Below are 19,475 nucleotides of genomic sequence, written 5' to 3' on the forward strand. Positions count from 1 at the left end.
AGGCCGGCCACGCTGTCCCGCAGGACCGCGAGGTTCTCGGCCTCCCGGGCGAAGTCGAGCTGCCCCAGGATCGCCTCGTTCACGTACGAGACCAGGTCGCCCATCGGCATGCCCCGCATCGCCGGTGTCCGCTCCGCCAGGCGGACGAACCCCCGCAGCAGCGCCAGGTCGGTCCGCATCCGGCGGTCGATGCCGGGGCGCTTCAGCTTCAGCGCGACGACCCGGCCGTCGGTGAGAACCGCCCGGTACACACACGCGATGCTGCCACTGCCGACCGGCCGGGGATCGACCTCCCGGACGGCCAGGGCGGGCCGCCGCCGGCGTGCCTCGTCGAGCACCCGCTCGGCGGCCGGCCACGGCATCGGCGTGACCCGGTCGTGCAGGGTGCCGAGCGCGTCGCAGAGGTGGGCGGGCAGAGCGTCCCGGCGGGCACCGGCGATCTGGCCGAACTTGACGAAGGTCGGCCCCAGTGCCTGGACGGCGTGGACCAGGCCCTGATACAGGCGCCGCTTGGCGCTCTCCCGGCTGCGGAACAGCCGGGCACCGGCGGCCGGCAGGGTCCGTGCCGCCTCGAACACCAGTCGGGTGGTGATCACGAGGAGTCGTAGGGCCATCTGCGGGCCCGACGTCCGCCGGCCCCGATCCGTAGCGTGTGCTGGCATTCCCGTCCCCCTACTCGCGATGACGGGCCACACCCGTCACAAGTCACACCGGTTCCTCGGATCGTTCTCCGCTCGCGGCGCCGGTCCTTCTCCTGTCTTGCCGCAGTGGCCGGCCGGCGGGTGCACCGCAAGCGGGAAGAAATCCCGCGGCGTCGGGGGCCCTACCGTCATAGCGGGGCGGCCCGGCAGCACGCCGGGCGGCGCCGCAGCACCGCCCGGCGCTCGGCAGGGGCCGGCGACGGAAGTCGTACGCGAGAGGCGGACCACGATGAGAGCGCGGGAACTGCGAGAACCCATCCAGGCGGATTCCTCGGCCCCCCGGCAGGGGGCGGTCCCGCCGGACCTGGGTGGCGACCCGGGTGCCCTCGCCGCGTACACGGACCGGCTGCTCGCCGATCTCAGTGGCGCCATGGCCGGTGTCCTGTGCGGTCTCGGTGACCGGCTGGGGCTGTTCACGGCACTCGCCGCCGGCCCGTGCGGCAGCGTCGAGTTGGCGGAGCGGACCGGGCTCGACGAGCGGTACCTGCGCGAGTGGCTGCACTGCCTGTCCAGCGCCGGTTATCTGTCCGCCGATCCGGCCACCGGCCGGTTCGAACTGCCCGGTCCGCTGGCCCTGCTGCTGGCGACCGAGTCACCGATGAACCTGGCCGGCGCGCACGCCCTCCTGCTGGCCCTCGCCGGGGCGGTCGACGCGGTGACGGACGCGATGCGGACCGGCGCCGGAATCGCCGCCGACGCCTACCCGGACGACCTGTACCAGGCGATGGAGCGGATGAGCGCGAGCTGGCTCGACACGATGCTCGTCGAGCAGTGGATTCCGGCGGTGCCGGGCCTGGCCGGGCGGCTGACCCGGGGCGGCCGCGCGGCCGACGTCGGCTGTGGGGGCGGCCGGGCGCTGATCCGGCTCGCCCAGGGCTTCCCGAGCAGCGAGTTCGTCGGCGTCGACATGCGTCCCTCGGCCGTGCGACGGGCCGCCGACGCGGCGCGGACGGCCGGTGTGGCGGACCGGGTGCGGCTCGTCACGGGCGACGCCGCGCAGGGTCTGCCGGGTCCGTTCGACCTGGTCACCGTGCTCGACATGCTGCATGACGTCACCGATCCGGAGGCGCTGCTGCGCGCCGTACGCGCGGCCCTGGCGCCGGACGGGACCGTGCTGCTCCTGGAGAGCCGGAGTGCGGCTACACCCTGGCAGAACACCGGCCCGCCGGCGACGATCCTGTACGCCACCAGCCTCCTGTACTGCCTGCCCAGCTCGCGTACGGGCCGGGAGCAGGGGTCGGGCACGCTCGGTATGCCCGCCGACCGGATCCGGGAGCTGGCCGGGGCGGCGGGGTTCGGCCGGCTCCGGGAGGTGCCGGTGTACAGCCCGTTCAACGCCCTGTACGAACTCCGGCCGTGAGGACGCCCCCTCACCGGCCCGCGGGAGAGGAGTCGCCGTGACAACGGAGCAGGACACGTCGGAGGAGCGGAACAAGGCCGTCGTGCACAGTTTGGTCGAGGCGTGGAACCGCAACGATCTGGGCGCCCTGATGGCGTACTGGGCGCCGGAGATGGTGCACCACGGGCGCGACGGTGTGCTCGACGCCCGTACGGTCGCCGCGGAGATGAGCCGGTTCATGGCCGCCTTCCAGGAGATCCGGATGGAGGTGCACAGCGTTGTGGCCGAGGGTGATCTGGTGAGCACCCGCTTCACGGTGCACGCCAGGCACGTCGGCGCCTACCTGGGGATCCCACCGACCGGTCGGCCGATCCGCTGTGCGCTCATGGGGCAGCTCCGCATCGTCGACGGCAAGGTGCTGGAGCACTGGGGTGTGGCCGACGGGCTGCACCTGCTGCAGCAACTCGGCCTGCTGCCGGACGAACTGCTGGGGGCGACCGCGTGACCGGTCGCCTCCGGTCAGGTGTCGGGAGGGCCCGGCTCGCACCGGTCGGCCGGCGCTGACCTGGGGATCGCCGGGCGCCGACGAGGCGCCGGCGCCCGACGACGAGGACCGGCGTCGTGCACGCTGATCGAGCGGCACGACGCCGGTCCTCGTCCGCACCCGCGGCGTCAGCCCACCTGCAGGAGCGCGAACTGGTTCTTGTCGTCGTCGGCGAAGACCGCGGTGTAGCCGAAGGGCATCCGGGTGGGTTCCTGGACGAAGGTCACCCCGCGGCCGGACAGCTCCGCGTAGGTGGCCTGCAGATCGTCGGTGACGAACTGCAGGCCGGTGAACTCCCGCATCAGGTCCTCCTGGTAGACCGGGTTGTGCTGGGGGAACAGGACGATGGTCGTGGCCGAGCCGGTCGGCGCCACCTCGACCCACCGGATCGGACCGAACTTCTGGTCGCGCCGCAGTTCGAAGCCCAGCTTCTTGGTGTAGAAGTCGACGGACCGTTCCTGATCGGTGACGAAGATCGTCACACTGCCCAGATTACCGATCATCTCTACCTCCCCGGCATGTCGTGGTGCCCCGACTCACTGCGCACCACGTTATGGCAGGGCGGAGGGCAAGGCTTTCTTCCGCCTTGCGGGCTTCGTCGGCCGCTACTCGACGGGCTGAAAGACGAAGAATTGATTGCCGTCCTGGTCCAGAAAGGCGGCGAACCACTTACCGTAGGGCTGGAGCTCCGGTTCGTTGGTGAACTTCACGCCGCGCTGGCGGTATGTCTCGTACAGCCCGTGGATGTCCTGCGTCTCGAACGCGATGTCGGTGTAGACACCGATCTTGGCCTCGTCGCCGACCGGGAAGTCCTTCGAGGCCAGACTGATGGTGGTCTGCCCGCCGGGCGGCGCCACCTCGATCCACTTCATACCCGGGCCCTCGCGGAGCGACCGCACCTCGAAGCCCAGTTTCTCCGTGTAGAACGCGAGTGCTGCGTCCTGGTCGTTCACATACACGCCCACCTGTGAGACGTGGGAAATCATCGCTACCTCCTCGCCGCCTGACGCGGCAACTCGTTCGACCGTTGTCGGCTGGGGAGACCCCAGGATAGCCAGCGGTGCGGTGGGCGGCATCCACAGCGGACCGGGGCTCGTACCAAGAGCAATCTGAAGCAAGAATTCCGTCCGTTACCTGGGTACTCTCCCCAAAGGTGCCCGTCCTCCGTCATGCCGGCGGGCCGCAGAAATCGCGCTCATTCGGCCCGAGGCCGAGTGCCGGCCCGGGGGACTCCCCGGTCTCCGGCAGGCGAGCAGAGGGAGGTTGTTCGATGATTCTGGTAACCGGTGCGACCGGTCCGGTCGGCAGTCAGGTCGTGGCGCAGTTGACCGAGGCGAAGGTGGCGGTCAGGGCGCTCACCCGCGATCCCAAGGCCGCCCGGTTCACTCCCGAGGTCGAGGTGGTCGCGGGGGACCTAGCCGATCAGGAGAGCCTCCGGAAGGCTCTCGACGGCGTGGACCGGCTGTTCGCGCTGATGCCGACCTTCGGCAAGCCCGAGGGCCGGACGTACGACCGCAACCTCGCGCAGGCCGCCGCAGTGGCCAAGGTGGGGCACATCGTCCGGCTTTCCGTGCTCGCGGCGGAGAATCCGCAGGCGGCCGATCCGCACACCGCCTATCACCTCAACGGGGAGCGCGAGGTCCGCGACTCCGGCATCCCGTGGACGTTCCTGCGCCCCGGCCAGTTCATGACCAATGCGCTGTCCTGGGCCGAGACGGTCGAGTCGGAGGGCCTGGTGCGGGAGCCGTACGCCCACATCAAGCAGGCGCCGATCGACCCGGCCGACATCGCGGCGTGCGCGGTCGGTGTGCTCACCTCCGACGGTCACGAGGGCCGGGCGTACCCGTTGTCCGGGCCGGAGGCGCTGAGCATCGAGGAACAGGTCGAGCGCCTCGGTGAGGTGCTGGGCCGCGAGATCAACGTCATCAACGTCCCGCCGGAGGTGGCCCGGGCGGAATGGCTCGAGGAGGGTTACCCGGAGATGATGGTCGACGGCATCCTCAAGCACATGGGTGACGAGAACGGCATCCACGGCAAGGTCTTCCCCCACGTGGAGAAGCTCGTGGGCCGGCCGGCCCGCACCTTCCGGGAGTGGGCCGCGGAGAACGCCGACTCGTTCCGCTGACGTGGTGGAGGCCCGCGCCACGCGCCACGCGCTATATCCTCATGTCCATCGACACCCCAGTGGCGCACCACCCGGGAAGACCGCTCCGGCTGCCGGCCGGAGCGGTCCTGTCCCCTACGCCGCGGGCCTCCCGGCCGGTGGGGGCGGCGACGGCTCCGGCCGTCATCGCCCGCTGGCGGCAGGCGTGTTCCACGGCGGCCGGCACCGACCCTGACGGGATCTGCGGGTCACCGGACCGGTGCGACGCCGCTCGCGCCTGTCTCGCCGAGCCCGACATCCCCCGGCGCGTCGCCTCCGTCTCCCGCGCCGTGCAACGGATGCGCCGGCACCTCGCCGATCCGCACTGCCTCACCGACCACGCCCAGGCCGGCATGCTGAGCCCGTTCCACTTCCACCGGGTCTTCCGGATGGTCACCGCCGCCACCCCGGGCCGGTTCCTGGCCGCATTGCGAATCGCCGAGGCGCAGCGGCTGCTCATCCGCTCGTCGATGCGTGTCACCGACATCGCGGCGTCCGTCGGCTACGCCAGTCTCAGCAGCTTCACCAACCAGTTCACCCGTCTGGTGGGCTTCAATCCCCGTGCGTTCCGGTCCCTCGTCGACGCGGCCGGCGACACCCCGGTCGGTGTCGTCGGCCGGCGGCTGGTGCAACCGGTCCGGCCCGGCCGGCCGGCCCTGACCGTGACGGTGTCGGGTGCCGCCGGATCGGTCCTGTTCACCGGGCTCTTCAACGGTGGCATACCGCAGGGGTCCCCGGCCGCCGGAGCGGTCACCGTCGACGCCGACGTCGTCTCGGTCCCGGTACCCGGCCCGGGCTCGTACGAGCTGCTGTCGGTGGGGTTCGATCCGCAGAGCCCGATCGCCGAGGTGCTCGCCGATCCCCAGGGCCGGCGCCGGCGGGTGGCCGCCCTACCCGATCCGGTCCGCATCGCTGCGGGCGGCCCGGCCGGCGCGTACCACCTCCGGCTGCGCCGGCCGCAGCTCACCGACCCGCCGATCGTCGTCGCGCTGCCGCTGCTCGGCGTGCTCGCCACCCGCTCTCCACGTCACCGCTGACATCCGCGCGGTAGCGCCCGGCGGTGCCCGTCCGGCAAGCCAGGAGAAGCCGCCCGGCCGGGCCGCTGCCTACGCTTGCCGCAATGGGAAGAATCGCGCCGGGCCCTTTTCCTCGGCAGCGACCCGTCCGAAGGCGGACGCCGGCGTACGCCATGGAGGCCGAATGACTGATCTGACGACCCGCGCGGAACGGAACAAGCAACTGGTCCTCGACTTCCAGCGCGAATGCATGCACCAGCAGAACTGGGAGAGTATCGACAGGTATCTCTCGCCGGATCTGGTGGTCCATCTGCCGCGGGGTGCGGTCGGTGCCGGCCGGGACAGTGCCTTCTCGTGGTTCCTGGAGTGCACCGAGTGGTTCACCAGCCACGGGATCGAGGTGAAGATGATGCTCGCCGACGAGGATACCGTCTTCCAGCTCATCGAGCTGCACTTCGAGCACACCGGCGAATATCTGGGAATGCCGCCCACCGGCCGGCGTTTCTCGATTCCCGGGCTGGCCGCCTTCAAAGTACGGGACGGCCTCATCACCGACCATTGGGGGCTGTACGAGATGGACGGGATCCCCGAGGTGCTGGGCATGCCCGGCGGCGCCGGTCGGCCCGGGTAGGTGAGGAAATGGACACCCCCGGAACGGCCGAGGCGGTCGTCGCCCAGACGGAGCGGAGCAGGGCGGTGGCCCGCTCGTTCTTCGCGGCCTGCAACAGCCACGACCTCGACCGAATCATGGACTTCTTCCATTCGGACATCGTGCATCACGCGCGTTTGTCGGACTATCCGAAAGAGGGCATCGCGTTCGTCTACAAGATGACGCTCCAGGCTTTCCCCGATCTGCGTTGGAACGTTCTGGACATCATCGCCGAGAAGGACCAGATCGCGGCCCTGGTCCGCTACGAGGGCACCCACCGCGGTCCCTACCTGCACTCGACCGACACCGGTAAGCGGGTCAGTTTCCTGTCCATCAACATCGCCCGGGTGGCCGACGGCCGCTTCATCGAACACCGTGGCGTGCTCGACGAGTTGCACCTGCTGACCCAGATCGGTGCCCTGCCCGAACCCCTGCTCACGCAGATGTCGTGAGCGGCTGCCCGACAGCCCGAGAGAGAGGTGTACCACCGTGTCCGCACAACTTCTGCCCCGTACCCTCGCACCGACTATGCTGGCGCCGGACCTGACCCAGCCGGTCCGGGCGTTCATCGACGCGGTCAATGCCGGCGACATGACCGCCGCTCTCGCTCAGCTCAGCCCCGACGCCGTGCACCACGGCCAGATCGCCAGCTACCGTCCGGAGGGCGTGCGGGTTCTGTTCAACCTGCTCCGCAACGTGCTGCCGGACATGCGGATGGAGATCCGGGACATCCGGGTCGACGGTGACCGGGTCACCACCCGCGTGGTGGGCACCGGCACGCACAGCGGGGCGTTCCTCGGCCAGCCGCCGTCCCACCGGCCCATCGTCTGGCAGATGGTCGACGTGGCGACGGTCCGGCGCGAACCCGCGTCGGACGGCTCGGCCGGCCGCCCGGTGGTCACCGAGCGGTACTGGGACGTCTTCGCCGACCCGTACGCGTGGCAGGAGATCGGCGTCATCCCGGCCATCATGTGCTGATCGACCGTCGCGGCCAGGGGCACCGTGCTCCTGGCCGCCTGCTGCCCGCCACGCCGTGACGCCGCCGCCGGCCACCGCGCCGCCGCCGAGGTCCCCGCCCGGACGGTGACCGGCCCGGACGGTGACCGGCCGGATCGCCCGCCTGGACTCCGCCTCGGCCCGATCGAGGACGTCGAGCAGACCCGAGGGAGACGACCATGGATACCACCCCGGCGGCGGAGGCCGCGCCACGACCCCTGCTCTGCGACCGGCTCGCGCTCGGCGTCACGGGATCGCCGGCCGCACTGTCCATGCCGCAGACCGTTCTGATGCTCCGGCAGGGTCTCGTGGGGCAGGTGCGGGTGATGATGTCGGCCGCCGCGTGCCGCCTGCTGCGTCCGTCCACCATGCGGTTGTTCGCCGGCGACTGGGTGCACACCGATCTGCACTCGCACGGCCGTACCCTCATCCCGCACCTGGATCTCACCGCGGACATCGATCTGTTCCTGGTGATGCCCGCCACCGCCAACCTGGTGGCGAAGGCGGCCCACGGGATCTGCGACGACCTGATCTCCACCGCGATCGTGGCGAGTCCCGCGCCCGTCGTGCTGGTCCCGGCGATGAACGAGACGATGTGGCGCAGCCGTGTCGTGCAGCGCAACGTCCGGATCGCCGCCGAACTGGGCTACCGGGTCATCGACCCCGGCATCGGGGTGCAACTGGCCGATCTGCGGGCGGGCCGGGGGGTCATGCCACCGTTGGAGCACATTCTCGACGAGCTCATGTCCATCGTGGCCGCGGCGGGCCGTGAGGGGTCGATGGCGTCATGACGACACGGAGCGGTCTCCTGCCGACGCCCCCGATGGTCCCCGGCCTGCCGCTGCTCGGCAGCATGCTCGAGTGGCAGCGCGACCACGCGGGTTTCTTCCAACGGGCGTACGAGCGGTACGGCCCGGTCTTCAGCGTCCGGCTCGGCCCGCAGCGGGGCGTGGTGCTCGTCGGCCCGGACTATCACGACTTCTTCTTCAAGGAGGTCGACAAGCGCCTGTCGGTCCCCGAGCTGTACCGGTTCGTCGTGCCGATGTTCGGGGACGTCGCCCTCGCGTCCCGGGACCCGGAGACCCGACGCCGCCACGTCGGCCTGCTGCACTCGGCGTTCCAGGGGCAGCGCCTCAGTGCCTACAGCCGGCTGGCGGCGGAGGAGACGCACGCGTGGCTGGACGGCCTCGGTGGGTCCGGCCGCTTCGAGCTGTGGCGGGAGATGGAGGGACTGGTGATGCGGATCGCCGCCAGCACCCTGCTGGGGCCGGAGGTCCGCGCCCGCGTCGACGACTTCCGTCCCCTCCTGGCGGATCTGGCCCGGGGCATGGACTTCGTGCTCCCGCCGTACCTGCCGCTGCCGAAGTTCATCCGGCGGGACCAGGCCCGGCGCCGGCTCACCGAGATGATCAAACCGGTGCTTGCCGAGCGGCGGCGCCGCGTCGACGGCCCGCCGGACTTCCTGCAGACCCTCGTCCACGATCCGGGCGTGGGCGGGGAGAGCGACGAGCGGCTCATCGGCATGTCCCTGATGACCCTCTTCACCGGCTACCTCACCACCTGCGCGCAACTCGCCTGGGCGCTGGTCCTGCTCGTGCAGCACCCGGCCCACCTGGCGACGGTGGTCGCCGAGGTCGACGCCGCCTGCGCCGGGGACGGCCGCGTTCCGGTCGAGGCCCGGTTGCCCCGGCTGGACCGCGCGCTGAAGGAGGCGATCCGGCTCCGGCCGGTGATGAGCCACTACGCGCGGCACAACCGGACCGACATCGAGGTGGACGGCTACCGCCTGCCCGCCGGTTGGCTGACCATGCTGTGCCCCGCGGTGGCGCACCGGCTGCCGGAGGTCTTCACGGACCCGGACCGCTACGACCCGGAGCGATTCGCCCCCGACCGCGCCGAGGACCGCCGCCACCCTTATGCGTTGATCGGGTTCAGCGGCGGCTTCTACCGCTGCCCGGGCTCGGCGTTCGGCATGAACGAGATGCGGATCGTCATCGCCGCGTTGCTGGCCCGGTTCCGGCTCGTTGCGCCGGCGGTGGAACCGGTGCCGGCCTTCGACATGGGGGTGACCCGGCCCGCATCGCCCTGCATGATGGATTATCGTCTGCGTGACTGAGTCGTCACCGCTGTCCGAGGGAGCCGGCCGTTGATCGATGCCATCGAGGTGCACGCCCTGGGTAAACGGTTCGGTGACGTGACGTCGCTGGCCGGCGTGGACCTGCGGGTGGCTCCCGGGACCGTGTTCGGCCTGCTCGGCCCCAACGGCGCGGGCAAGACGACGCTCGTGCGTATCCTCACCACGCAGCTCACTCCGGACACCGGCTCCGCCCGGGTGGGCGGGCACGACGTGGTGGACGCCCCGCAGCGGGTGCGCCGCCTGGTGGGTCTCAGCGGTCAGTTCACCGCACTCGACGAACGGCTCACCGGGGTGGAGAATCTGCTGCTGTTCGGCCGGTTGTTCCATCTCGGCCGGCGGGCCGCGCGGCAGCGGGCGACCGAACTCGTCGACCGGCTCGGCCTCGGCGAGGTGGCCGGTCGTCCGGTAGGGACGTACTCCGGTGGCCTGCGTCGGCGCTTCGACATCGCGGCGGGTCTGATCGGCGCACCGGCGGTGCTCTTCCTCGACGAGCCGACCACCGGTCTGGACGTCCGGGCCCGGCAGGAGGTGTGGGCGGTGGTGCGGGAGCTGGTGGCGGCCGGTACGACGGTCCTGTTGACCACCCACTACCTCGAGGAGGCCGACCAGCTGGCCGACGCGATCGCCGTGCTCGACCGGGGCCGGGTTGTGGCCGCCGGCAGCCCGGCGGAGCTCAGGTCCCAGGCCGACGAGCATCAGCTCGAGATCAGGGTGACCGAACCGCAGCGGCTCCCGCAGGCGGTGGCCGTGGTCCGCCGGCACATCGACGACGTCCGTGACGACGGGCAGTCCCTGGTCCGGGCACCGCTGCGCGGCGGGGACGGCGCCCTGGTCTCCCGGCTCCTCGGCGAGTTGCACGCCGCGGAGGTGCCGGTCGAACAGCTTCTCGTCCGGCAGCCCAGCCTGGACGACCTCGTGTTGTCGCTGACCGGTGACCGGGTGGCCGCCGTGGGCTCTCCGCGGACCGCCCAGTGAGCGGCCGGGTGGAGCCGGCCATCGGGACCGGGCCGGTGGCCGGGGTCGGACACTGGCTGGCCGACGCGGCGGCGCTCACCGGCCGGGGGATCCGCCTCACGCGGCGCGACCCCGGCACCCTCTTCGCGCTGACCGTCATGCCGGTGATCTTCTTCGTCTTCTTCAGCTTCATCCTGGGCTCGGGCATGAGCGTCCCGGGTGGGTCCTACCGCGACTACCTGTTCCCGGGCCTGCTGGTCGCCACGATCACCTTCAGCACCGTTCCGGCCGTCATCGCCGGCCTGCACGACGACCTGCGCAACGGCGTCGTCGACCGGGTCCGGTCGTTGCCGGCGAGCGTCTCGGCCGCGCTGGTCGGGCGGGCCGTCGCGGACAACCTGCGCAACCTCGTCGGCGTCGCCGTGCTGGTGGTGCTCGGCCTGCTGGCCGGGGTGGAGTTCACCGGGCGTCCCGTCGCGCTCCTGGGCGGCCTGGCGTTGCTGCTGGTCTACGGGTTCGCCATGGTGTGGCTCGCGGCCTTCCTGACCGTCTCGCTGCGCAGCCTGGGAGCGGCGCAGATGATCGGGACCGCGGTCACCGGTCCACTGGGTTTCGTCAGCTCGCTCTACGCCGACCCGAGCGGGATGCCGGGGTGGCTGCGTGTGGTCGCCGAGCACAACCCCGCCTCCGCCACCGGGGACGCCCTGCGGGCCTGGATGAGCGGACAGGCACCCGGTGGCGCGCTGTGGTACGCGCTCGCCTGGCTGGTCACCGCGATTCTCGTCTTCGCCGGTCTCACCATCCGGCGCGTGTCCCGGGGCCTCCCGGCGAACCCGCGCTGACGCGCGACGACGCTGACGCGCGACGACGCTGACGCGCGACGATCGCGACGACGGATGAGCAATCGGCGAGAAGGCCGGCCGCCGGCAGCTCGGTAACGTCGGCCGCGAATCCCACCCGAGACTCCGGGCGCCCGGTCCTCGCGGTGCTCCGTGCGGGCGCGCGTCGGGCGGGACACCAGTCGACAGGGAGGCCGCTGCGATGACCACGTCAGCCGACATGACGTACGACCCGTTCGATCCGAAACTGGTCCAGGACCCGCACTCCTTCTACCACCGGATCCGGCAGCTCTCGCCGGTGTTCCCCAGCACCATGTCCTCGGACATGTGGATGGTCAGCGACGACGCGACGACGGTGTACGTGGTCACCTCCTACGACGAACTGGCGTACGTGCTGGAGCACCCGGACCTGTTCCCGTCCGGCAACAAGACGGGGCCGGAGGACCCGCCCGAGGTCACCGAGGAGCTGGCCCGGGGCATCCCCAAGGCGAAGACGCTGTACGACTCGGACCAGCCGAACCACACCCGGCTGCGCGCGCTCATGCAGGGAGCCTGGTCCGCGCAGCGGGTCGAGAGCTTCGCCCCCCGGATCCAGTGGTGGGCCGACCGGATGATCGACCGCTTCGCCGAGCGTGGTGCCGCCGAGCTGGTCGCCGACTACGCCGACCCCGCCATGGACCACGCGATCCTGGACTTCCTCGGCATCCCGGAGGAGGACCACGAGCGGGTGCACGCCTGGGACAAGTTGTGGGTGAAGGTGTTTATCCCGGGTCACCCGCCGGAGGACCAGCGGGCGGCGGCCCGCGAGATCGTGGAGTACCAGCGCTATCTCGAGCAGCTGTTCGTCGAGCGACGCGCGAATCCCCGTGACGACGTGGCGAGCGCCCTGGTCCACGCCACCACGGAGGACGGCGACCGGCTCACCATGGCGGAGCTGGTGTGGGGTCTGATGGAGATGTACGGCGCCGGGTACGGCAACACGGCCGAGGCCCTGTCGAACATGCTGTTCCTGCTCCTGCACGAGCGGCAGCGCTGGACCGACCTGCGACAGCGGCGCGAGGCCCTGCCCGACGCGGTGGAGGAGGGGCTGCGGCTGGAGGGCCCGGTGCAGTGGCTGTCCCGGGAGGCCGCGCAGGACACCGAACTCGGCGGCGCGACGATCGCCAAGGGGTCCACCGTCATGGTGATCTACTCGGCGGCCAACCGTGATCCGGAGGCCTTCCCGGAACCGGACGAGTTCCGCCCGGAGCGGCGCGGGGCCACCAGGACGGGCGCCAAGCACGTGGCGCACGGCCGGGGCATCCACTACTGCGTCGGCGCGGGCTGGTCCCGGGTCGCGATCCGGGCCGGGCTGGCAGCGATCATGGATCGCCTGCCCGACCTGCGGCTGGCCGACGGGTTCACGCCCGAGTTCCACCTGCCCGAGCCCATGGTGCGCTGCGTCAAGACGCTTCCGGCGGTGTGGCCGGCGCGCTGACCCACGCCACCCGCGGTGGCCTCCCCGGATCCGGGGAGGCCACCGCTGCCGGGTCGGGGCTCACGACGGCGCGGCCCGGGACAGCACCGGCAGACCGGAGAGGATCGGCGGGTCGGTGGGGCGGGCCGGGGCGAGCCGGACCACCAGCGGACCGGTGCTCCGCCGCGGGCGCACCACCACTGGTACGTCGGCGGTCCCGACCCACACGTCGCGGTCGGGGGCGCCGGCGAGCACCTCGCCGACGGTGGCCGCCTCCGGGTGTGCGCAGGCCAGCAGGTGCCAGGTGCCCTCCGGTACACCGGTGACGGCGAACGGCCCGCCGCCGGTGACGCTGGTGCAGGCGACCGGCAGCCCCTGGGCCAGGGCGCTGGGAAAGAGCCCGAGCAGCACCAGCCGGACGTCCTCGTCCGGGGTATGCACCGTGCCGGTCACCGTTCCACCCCGCGCCCCGGTCCTGTCGGCGGGAGCGGTCCCGGCGGGGACGACGTGCTCCAGCGGCCGTTCGCCGTGCTCGGCGTCCAGCCGGCGCAGCCGGCCCGGACCCACGCCGATCTGCTCGGTGAACTGGGTGGTGAAGGTGCCGAGGCTGCTGTAGCCCACAGTGGTGCAGATGTCGGTGACGTTCATCCGGCTGGAGATGACCAGCCGGCGGGCCTCGGCCATCCGCAGCGCGGACAGGAAGCGCCCGGGTGGGGTCCCGGTGACCAGCCGGAACACGCGGCTGAAGTGGAACGGGCTGAGGTAGGCCACCTGGGCGAGGCGGGCCAGGGTCCACGGCTCGTCGAGCCGGTCCCGCATGGCTCGGATGACCCGGGCGACCGCTTCCCGGTGCTGCTGGACGGTCGACCGGCCGCGCCGGTGCGCGGGCTCGGTGCGGTCGTCGCGGACTCCGGCCGGGCGGTCGTGGGCCGTCGCGGTCACGGCAGCTCCTGCCGGGCCCCGGCGCATTCCTCGGCCAGCCCCAGGGCGGCCCTCCAGGTGGCGGCGAAGCGGTGCCGCAGCGTCCGTTCCCGCAGGTCGCTGAGGCCGAGCCGGTGCCAGCCCTGATGGGAGACCGAGAGGGTGAGCCCGCGCCCGGCCGGTTCGGTGCGGACCTGGCAGACGGTGACCGTACGGGCGCCGGGTATCTCGACGGCGAAGTCCAGGCACCGGTCGCGGTCGAGCCGCCAGCCGTGCAGGGCGAACCGGCGCGGGCCCTCCTCGTCGACCACGAAGAACCAGCCTGGGCTGGCGCCGTCGGTGGCGATGGGGAGCCAGTCCACCACGGTCTCCTCGCGCAACGGGTGCCAGGAGCCGTGCGGCAGCACCACGGTGCCGTCGATCTCCTGCCGCCAGTCGTATCGGGAGGGCCGTCCGGTCTCCAGGTACCGGGCCAGCCTGGTGACGAAGTCCAGCCAGCCGGCCTTGAGCTGGGCCACCTCCGAGTCGGGGCGGCCGGGGCAGCTGTCGTCCACGGTCAGCATGGTGGCCCCCGCCCCGCCGGTCAGGGTCCAGCCCACTCGGCACTCCGGGCCGACGCCGAGGAAACGCCAGCGGAACAGCAGGCGGGCGGCGGGCTCGACGTGGTCGACGTCGAGGTCGAAGAAGTCGCCGTCGCCGAAGTCGACCCGGTTGGCCGTGCCGGCCGCCATCGGCGCGTCGAGGGTGCCGAACCACTGCGCGACCCGCCGCGGGTCGCTGATCGCCTCCCACACCTCGCTCACCGGGGCGGGCACGCTGACCATCACGCGAACCCAGTCGTCGGGCGGGCTCAGATATCCGTCGGGCATCGCTCTCACCTCTCAGCAGTGGGGGGTCGGGTCTCAGGTGGGGTTGGGCACCAGCCGGTAGCGGGAGCTGCGCAGGGCCGGACCCTCCGGGTCGGCTCCGGAGCGGACCACGCAGTCCACCCCGTCGCCGGTGACGGTGGCCCGTACCAGCAGCGGGGTGCCGGCACCGGCCGTCGGGTCCGGCTCAACGGTGGCGCTGCCGGCCGCCACCTCGGCCACCGTGCGCATGGCGGCGTCGAGGTTGTCGCCGGCCGGAACGACCAGCGCGGCGTCCACACCGGGCACTCCCTCCGGCCGGCCGGACCAGGCGCCCTGGCTACCGGGACGCTCGCCAAAGACGAGCAGCGAGTCGGGCGGCGCGTCGTCGGGTGGCGCGTCGAGCAGCGCGGCGAGCAGCCGGGTGGTGGCGGTGACGCCGGTGACCAGTGGCACCGGCACCATGCCGAGCTGTCGGGCGGCCCCCCGGGCGACCTGCCGGGCCATCCCCGCGCCCGACCAGAGCGACCATTCGGCGGTGCAGCAGCGGACTGCGGGGTGGGCGGCGGCGTACCGGGCCGTGGCCCGGTGCAGCAGCTCGTTGGCGAGCGCGTAGCCGGCGAGTCCGGGGTGCGCGCCGTGCGCGGTGAGCGAGCCGAAGGTGAGCACCGCGCGCAGCCGCTCGGTGCGGATCGTGTCGAGCGCCGTCTCCAGGGTGGCGACCTTCGCGGCGATCAGGGTGTCGATCTCGGCAGGCCCGAGCCGTACCCCGGTGCCACCGGCGATCCGGCCGGCGCAGTGCACGAGCGCGGTGGGCCGTGTCCCGGCCAGCGCGGTCCGGGCCGCCGCGGCGTCGGTGAGGTCGACGGTGTGCAGCTCGGCCTGCGGGCAGCGCCGGCGTAGCCGGGCCAGCAGGCGGCGGACGTCGGGTGGGGCGGTGTCGGGCGTACGCAGGTCGAGCAGGACGGGGACGGCGCCGGCGGCGGCCAGCGCGAGGGCGACCCGGCTGCCGAGACCGCCCAGCCCGCCGGTGACCAGGACGGTGGCGCCGGCGAAGCGCGGCGTCCGGCCGGGTAGCGCGGTGGCCCGCCAGCCCACGGCGTGCACGGTGCCGTCGGCGGCGACGGTGAGTTCGTCGGCGGTGGCGGGCGCCGCGAGCAGGCCGCTCACCCGGTGCAGGGCCGCCGGGGTGGGCTCGTGCAGCGCCACGGAGGTGGTCGATCGCCCGTCCCCGGCGGCGAGTCCGCGCAGCAGGCTGCCGCCGCCAGCTCCGGAGTGGACCAGGGTGAGCGGCCGGCCGGCGGCCCGGCGGTACGCGTCGAGCAGCTCGGCGGACCCGGCGGCCGGCCACCGTCCACCGAGGATGTGCACGTCGGTCTCCGGCGCGGCCGGGGGGTAGGGCTGCCGGCGCAGATGCCGGACGAGGGGGACCTCACCGGATCCGGTCACCCGCCAGCGGGCGGCGTGCGGAACGGTCCGGACCGGTGTCGGGACGGGCCGCAGGGCGCGCAGGATGATCCGGGAGGGGTGCGCGACGGGGTCGGATGGCATGGAGACCCTCCAGTTATTTGCTTGATAAAGATATATCGATCTCCGCTGTTGGGCAATCCTGAGGCTGAGCAACTTGAAAGAAATATAGATTAGCGGGAGGCCCTAGCGTCGAGACACGAGCCAGAAGGCGCCTAAGGAGGCAGCAATGGCAATCGATCTCTGTAACAAGTCGCCGGGTGCGCTCGCCGAGGGCGCGCAGGGGGCGTGGGAGGAGGCGGTCCCGGCGGAGGCCGCACCGGTCAACCTGGACGCGCTCACGGCGGACCAGCGCGACGCGCTCAACTTCTCCTACCGGACCACGTTGCCGGCGATGGACCCGCGCTTCGTCGCGGGCGACCCGGCCGCCTGGGCGAGTGACTTCGGGTACGCGCTGAACAAGGTCGCGGTCCGACTGGACAACCGCACCAACCAGGATCTGCGCGACGCCGCCCTGAACCACCCCGACCCGGCCATGCGCGAGCAGGCCCTGTTCGAGTACGCCGATCGCGACCTGCCGGACGCGATCGAGCTGCTCGGCCAGGCCGTACTGCACGACCCCAACCGTGAGGTCCGCTGGGACGCGCTGTGGGCCATCGAGAAGCTGGGCGGCGCCCACGCGGTCGCCACCCTCAGCACGTTCGCCAAGGACGCCGACCCGGAGATCGCCGAGTGGTCCCACCTGTTCCGCAGCGAGCTGCAGACGGGTGATCCGGCGTTCGACGGCCGGGCCGGCCAGTTCACGCCGGGCCGTACCTTTGACGAGACCATCTACCTGCTGATCCACTGCGACCTGTACGTGCGGCTGGACGACTCGAACCAGCACTGGGGCAAAATCTCGCTGGCCCCGCAGGGCCTGGCCCGGATCTACGGCCAGGCGCACGCCTGCCCCAACGTGTCGACCCGCGAGCGGCAGCTCGTGATCGCCAAGACCATCGACGGACTGCACGCCGACGGCTCGCAGCACTGCGACAACTACCTGTTCCGCGGGTTCACCGACCGCACCCGCCGGGACCGGGGCAACTTCTTCTTCGAGTCGCTGGTGCCCCGCACGTTTTTCAAGTCCGGGCACGCCGACGACCCGAGTGAGGGCACCCGCCAGGCGAACATCGGCTTCGCCCGGTACGGCACCTGGCACCTTGACCCGAAGTTCCAGATCCACGACGAGGCGGCCATCCGCTACGTCCGTGGCCGCTTCCAGGGCTGGGGCTACCTCAACCTGGCCCGGGTGGCCGGCCGCTCGATGGAGGAGATCCTCCAGCCGGGCAACGGCGTGCTGTCCACGCTGCACGACCCGGAGATCGGCAACATGACCAACGCGTTCATCCTCGGCACCTTCAAGGGGAAGCTGAACGACTGGGATGGCGACGGGGTCATCGACATGAACTCCCGCGACGTCTACTCGACCGTCGACGGCGAGATCGACATGAACCAGGACGGCGTGGCCGACCAGCCCGGCCTCACCTGCTGCGACCACACCACCTTGCTGCCGTAACAGAGGAAGAGGACATCTGAGATGAGCACTAAGAACGTTCTTTTCGGTCGTCCGGTCCAGACCGAGGGCGTACCGAACGTCTACGCCGGGGCCCCGGTCGTCCCGTGGACCCCGCCGGAGCCGGGCATCGACAACCTGGGCATCAACTCGATCGACACCTTCGCCGTGCCGGGGGTGGGCGAGTTCACCGTCGCCTTCGACGGCTGGGTGCGGGTGGTCCGGTCGCAGTCCACCTCCGGGGAGTGGGCCGACGCCGAGGTCTACACCAACCTCATCGACATGAAGATGGTCGGTGAGTGCGAGGAGCTCGGCAAGATCACCGTCACGCTCAACCCGGACTGCCTCTCGGCCGGCCAGATCCGCACCCCGTTCGATCCGTACGCGGGGGAGGGGCCGTCGGCCAAGGCCTGCCGGATGGCCGTCGGCGCGATCTTCGACATGCCGAAGCTCGGGCTGAAGCTGATGAACCGGGAGCCGATCATCCTGACCATCGACGACGTGCGGTCCATCCCGCCGGCGGGTGCCCCGGGTAAGGGGCAGATCTACCGGATGATGCCGTTGCTCGACGTCAACGATCCGGACGGCCAGCCGGTCGCGTACCTGACCAGCCTCCGGTTCAACATGGGCGGCTACCTCAGCCCCGACCAGATGTGAGTTGCCGCGCCGCGGGAGGCCGGCCCCGGCCGGCCTCCCGCGGTGGCGTGAACGCGCCGCACTCCGCGCCCCGGAGGCGGCGGCCCCCAGGAGCGACGACAGCCGGAGATCAGCATGCCCGTGGACGACCGGAGCGCACCCGCTCCCCGGCTCGAACCCCGACCGGGGTTCGCCGGGGTCGAACCCGACGACTTCCCGCTGCTGCACCGCAACGGCGGGTATCCGCTGGCCCAGGACCGCTGGGAGCGGCTGGTCAGCCAGATCCACATCCCCGCGCCCGCCGACCGGGTCTGGTCGGCGCTCACCGATCCGGAACAGGTCGCCCGATGGCTGGCGGTCTGCCGCGGTGGCTGGGCCACCGTCGACGGCGAGGCGATCCTCGACTTCGAGGACGGGGAGTTCTTCCTCTGCCGGATCCGCGACGTGCGGGAGCCGGCCTCCGGCGGCGAGGGCCGCCTGTCGTACCTCTGGCGCTGGGTGGGGGTGGGACCGGCCACCCAGGTGACCTGGCAGCTCACCGCGACCCCGGATGGCACCCTGGTCACCGTTGTGGAGGAGGCATTCAACCCTCCGTCGGACTGGCGGTCCTGGAACGGCATGGGCTGGCCGGGAATCCTCGACCAGCTCGCCGACTTCATCCGCACCGGGGTGCCGTGGCGCTGGCCCTGGCGCCGGATGGGCCCGTACGTGCAGACCGAGTTGCCGGGCACCACCTTCGAGGTGTGGGGGCTGCTCACGTCGACGCCGGCCACCCAGTTCTGGCTGAGCCGCACCAGCGGCACCCTGGATCCCGGCGGTGACGTCGGCCTGATCCTCGGCGACGCCAGCGGGGTGGCCACCCTGACGGTCACCCGGCACGTCGAGGCGTACCAACAGTTCCCCTCGTACCTGCCGCGGCTGGAATTCACCCTCCGGCGGCCGGGCTGGCCGGGTGAGCTGGAGGGGCACCTCTGGATCGAGCCGGCCGGGCTGGGCGGCAGCATCCTGCAGGTCTTCCACTCGAACTGGGAGGCGCTGAGCGCGATCGCGCCGCCGCTGGACGAGCGCAGGATCCTCACCGGCTACTGGGTGGGCGCGTTCGGCCGGGCGGCGCTGCTCTGCCAGCGTGCCTTCGGGGACGCGGCGCCGCCCGGCCGCGGCCCCGACGTGCCGGTCGATCTGAACGGCGGCGGGAACGGCCAGCGGGTCGACGCCGGCCCGCACGGCTGGAGCCGGTAGGCCCCGGCGAGGGGCGTGCATCAGGCCCTCCTCCGGAGGTC

21 protein-coding genes are annotated in these 19,475 nt (G+C 71.9%); 15 read left to right on the forward strand and 6 right to left on the reverse strand.

The window, feature by feature from the left end:
* A partial coding sequence (locus H0524_RS16010; protein WP_180199349.1) for an AarF/UbiB family protein occupies positions 1-662 on the reverse strand: 662 nt, incomplete at its 3' end.
* 268 nt (positions 663-930) lie between these two features.
* On the opposite strand from H0524_RS16010, the gene H0524_RS16015 reads away from it, so the two are divergent.
* A complete protein-coding gene (locus tag H0524_RS16015) occupies positions 931-2,061 on the forward strand; it encodes a class I SAM-dependent methyltransferase (protein WP_180199350.1) in 1,131 nt (376 codons plus the stop codon).
* A 37-nt stretch (positions 2,062-2,098) separates the two neighbouring features.
* Positions 2,099-2,545, forward strand: coding sequence for an ester cyclase (locus H0524_RS16020; RefSeq protein ID WP_180199351.1), 447 nt, complete (start codon positions 2,099-2,101; stop codon positions 2,543-2,545).
* 167 nt (positions 2,546-2,712) lie between these two features.
* Here H0524_RS16020 and H0524_RS16025 read toward each other — a convergent pair whose 3' ends face one another.
* Positions 2,713-3,087 (reverse strand): VOC family protein, encoded by a 375-nt coding sequence (locus H0524_RS16025; RefSeq protein ID WP_180199352.1) that lies wholly within the window; start codon positions 3,085-3,087, stop codon positions 2,713-2,715.
* Between the two features lie 102 nt (positions 3,088-3,189).
* Positions 3,190-3,570 carry a VOC family protein gene (locus H0524_RS16030; RefSeq protein WP_018831847.1) on the reverse strand — a complete coding sequence of 127 codons (381 nt, stop codon included), beginning with the start codon at positions 3,568-3,570 and terminating at the stop codon, positions 3,190-3,192.
* A 284-nt stretch (positions 3,571-3,854) separates the two neighbouring features.
* On the opposite strand from H0524_RS16030, the gene H0524_RS16035 reads away from it, so the two are divergent.
* The 10 genes from H0524_RS16035 to H0524_RS16080 all read left to right on the forward strand — a co-directional run bounded on the left by H0524_RS16035 (position 3,855) and on the right by H0524_RS16080 (position 12,795).
* Positions 3,855-4,709: an SDR family oxidoreductase gene (locus tag H0524_RS16035; protein ID WP_180199353.1), complete on the forward strand. Its 855-nt coding sequence runs from the start codon at positions 3,855-3,857 to the stop codon at positions 4,707-4,709.
* A 41-nt stretch (positions 4,710-4,750) separates the two neighbouring features.
* Positions 4,751-5,764 (forward strand): AraC family transcriptional regulator, encoded by a 1,014-nt coding sequence (locus H0524_RS16040; protein ID WP_180199354.1) that lies wholly within the window; start codon positions 4,751-4,753, stop codon positions 5,762-5,764.
* A gap of 163 nt (positions 5,765-5,927) precedes the next feature.
* On the forward strand, positions 5,928-6,374 hold the full coding sequence (locus H0524_RS16045) for an ester cyclase (protein ID WP_180199355.1): 447 nt from the start codon (positions 5,928-5,930) through the stop codon (positions 6,372-6,374).
* Between the two features lie 8 nt (positions 6,375-6,382).
* Positions 6,383-6,844, forward strand: a complete 462-nt coding sequence (locus tag H0524_RS16050) for an ester cyclase (RefSeq protein WP_180199356.1) — start codon at positions 6,383-6,385, stop codon at positions 6,842-6,844.
* A 37-nt stretch (positions 6,845-6,881) separates the two neighbouring features.
* Positions 6,882-7,370, forward strand: coding sequence for an ester cyclase (locus H0524_RS16055; RefSeq protein WP_180199357.1), 489 nt, complete (start codon positions 6,882-6,884; stop codon positions 7,368-7,370).
* Positions 7,371-7,567: 197 nt separating this feature from the next.
* Positions 7,568-8,179, forward strand: coding sequence for a flavoprotein (locus H0524_RS16060; RefSeq protein WP_180199358.1), 612 nt, complete (start codon positions 7,568-7,570; stop codon positions 8,177-8,179).
* On the forward strand, positions 8,176-9,504 hold the full coding sequence (locus H0524_RS16065; protein ID WP_180199359.1) for a cytochrome P450: 1,329 nt from the start codon (positions 8,176-8,178) through the stop codon (positions 9,502-9,504). Before H0524_RS16060 ends, H0524_RS16065 begins: the two co-directional genes overlap by 4 nt.
* A gap of 30 nt (positions 9,505-9,534) precedes the next feature.
* Entirely contained in the window at positions 9,535-10,500 is a 966-nt protein-coding gene (locus tag H0524_RS16070; protein WP_180199360.1) for an ATP-binding cassette domain-containing protein, read from the forward strand.
* Positions 10,497-11,321, forward strand: coding sequence for an ABC transporter permease (locus H0524_RS16075; RefSeq protein WP_180199361.1), 825 nt, complete (start codon positions 10,497-10,499; stop codon positions 11,319-11,321). Before H0524_RS16070 ends, H0524_RS16075 begins: the two co-directional genes overlap by 4 nt.
* Positions 11,322-11,520: 199 nt before the next feature.
* Complete coding sequence (locus tag H0524_RS16080) at positions 11,521-12,795, forward strand: cytochrome P450 (RefSeq protein ID WP_018727033.1); 1,275 nt, start codon at positions 11,521-11,523, stop codon at positions 12,793-12,795.
* 60 nt (positions 12,796-12,855) lie between these two features.
* Here the strand turns inward: H0524_RS16080 and H0524_RS16085 are convergent, their stop codons facing one another.
* From H0524_RS16085 to H0524_RS16095, 3 genes are read right to left on the reverse strand one after another with little or no spacing between them, the layout of a single operon-like run.
* Positions 12,856-13,716 carry an AraC family transcriptional regulator gene (locus H0524_RS16085; RefSeq protein ID WP_180199362.1) on the reverse strand — a complete coding sequence of 287 codons (861 nt, stop codon included), beginning with the start codon at positions 13,714-13,716 and terminating at the stop codon, positions 12,856-12,858.
* A complete protein-coding gene (locus tag H0524_RS16090) occupies positions 13,713-14,564 on the reverse strand; it encodes an SRPBCC domain-containing protein (protein WP_180199363.1) in 852 nt (283 codons plus the stop codon). Before H0524_RS16090 ends, H0524_RS16085 begins: the two co-directional genes overlap by 4 nt.
* Before the next feature lie 33 nt (positions 14,565-14,597).
* Positions 14,598-16,091 (reverse strand): KR domain-containing protein, encoded by a 1,494-nt coding sequence (locus H0524_RS16095; protein ID WP_180199364.1) that lies wholly within the window; start codon positions 16,089-16,091, stop codon positions 14,598-14,600.
* 145 nt (positions 16,092-16,236) lie between these two features.
* Between H0524_RS16095 and H0524_RS16100 the strand changes: the two genes are divergently transcribed.
* From H0524_RS16100 to H0524_RS16110, 3 genes are all read left to right on the forward strand, one after another.
* The gene (locus tag H0524_RS16100) at positions 16,237-17,562 is read left to right on the forward strand and encodes a HEAT repeat domain-containing protein (protein ID WP_180199365.1); all 1,326 of its coding nucleotides are present in this window, start codon (positions 16,237-16,239) and stop codon (positions 17,560-17,562) included.
* Between the two features lie 21 nt (positions 17,563-17,583).
* Entirely contained in the window at positions 17,584-18,216 is a 633-nt protein-coding gene (locus H0524_RS16105; protein WP_018727038.1) for a DUF6073 family protein, read from the forward strand.
* 114 nt (positions 18,217-18,330) lie between these two features.
* On the forward strand, positions 18,331-19,434 hold the full coding sequence (locus H0524_RS16110) for an SRPBCC domain-containing protein (RefSeq protein WP_180199366.1): 1,104 nt from the start codon (positions 18,331-18,333) through the stop codon (positions 19,432-19,434).
* Positions 19,435-19,475: the final 41 nt, after the last annotated feature.

The organism is Salinispora sp. H7-4, from assembly GCF_013416675.1.
In the GTDB taxonomy this organism is placed as follows: Bacteria; Actinomycetota; Actinomycetes; order Mycobacteriales; family Micromonosporaceae; genus Micromonospora; species Micromonospora vitiensis.

Coding starts and splice junctions, on each gene's coding strand:
- H0524_RS16080 (WP_018727033.1), top strand. CDS start 11,521: ATGACCACGTCAGCCGACATGACGTACGACCCGTTCGATCCGAAACTG.
- H0524_RS16095 (WP_180199364.1), bottom strand. CDS start 16,091: ATGCCATCCGACCCCGTCGCGCACCCCTCCCGGATCATCCTGCGCGCC.
- H0524_RS16110 (WP_180199366.1), top strand. CDS start 18,331: ATGCCCGTGGACGACCGGAGCGCACCCGCTCCCCGGCTCGAACCCCGA.
- H0524_RS16030 (WP_018831847.1), bottom strand. CDS start 3,570: ATGATTTCCCACGTCTCACAGGTGGGCGTGTATGTGAACGACCAGGAC.
- H0524_RS16045 (WP_180199355.1), top strand. CDS start 5,928: ATGACTGATCTGACGACCCGCGCGGAACGGAACAAGCAACTGGTCCTC.
- H0524_RS16100 (WP_180199365.1), top strand. CDS start 16,237: ATGGCAATCGATCTCTGTAACAAGTCGCCGGGTGCGCTCGCCGAGGGC.
- H0524_RS16065 (WP_180199359.1), top strand. CDS start 8,176: ATGACGACACGGAGCGGTCTCCTGCCGACGCCCCCGATGGTCCCCGGC.
- H0524_RS16105 (WP_018727038.1), top strand. CDS start 17,584: ATGAGCACTAAGAACGTTCTTTTCGGTCGTCCGGTCCAGACCGAGGGC.
- H0524_RS16025 (WP_180199352.1), bottom strand. CDS start 3,087: ATGATCGGTAATCTGGGCAGTGTGACGATCTTCGTCACCGATCAGGAA.
- H0524_RS16015 (WP_180199350.1), top strand. CDS start 931: ATGAGAGCGCGGGAACTGCGAGAACCCATCCAGGCGGATTCCTCGGCC.
- H0524_RS16060 (WP_180199358.1), top strand. CDS start 7,568: ATGGATACCACCCCGGCGGCGGAGGCCGCGCCACGACCCCTGCTCTGC.
- H0524_RS16040 (WP_180199354.1), top strand. CDS start 4,751: ATGTCCATCGACACCCCAGTGGCGCACCACCCGGGAAGACCGCTCCGG.
- H0524_RS16035 (WP_180199353.1), top strand. CDS start 3,855: ATGATTCTGGTAACCGGTGCGACCGGTCCGGTCGGCAGTCAGGTCGTG.
- H0524_RS16050 (WP_180199356.1), top strand. CDS start 6,383: ATGGACACCCCCGGAACGGCCGAGGCGGTCGTCGCCCAGACGGAGCGG.
- H0524_RS16090 (WP_180199363.1), bottom strand. CDS start 14,564: ATGCCCGACGGATATCTGAGCCCGCCCGACGACTGGGTTCGCGTGATG.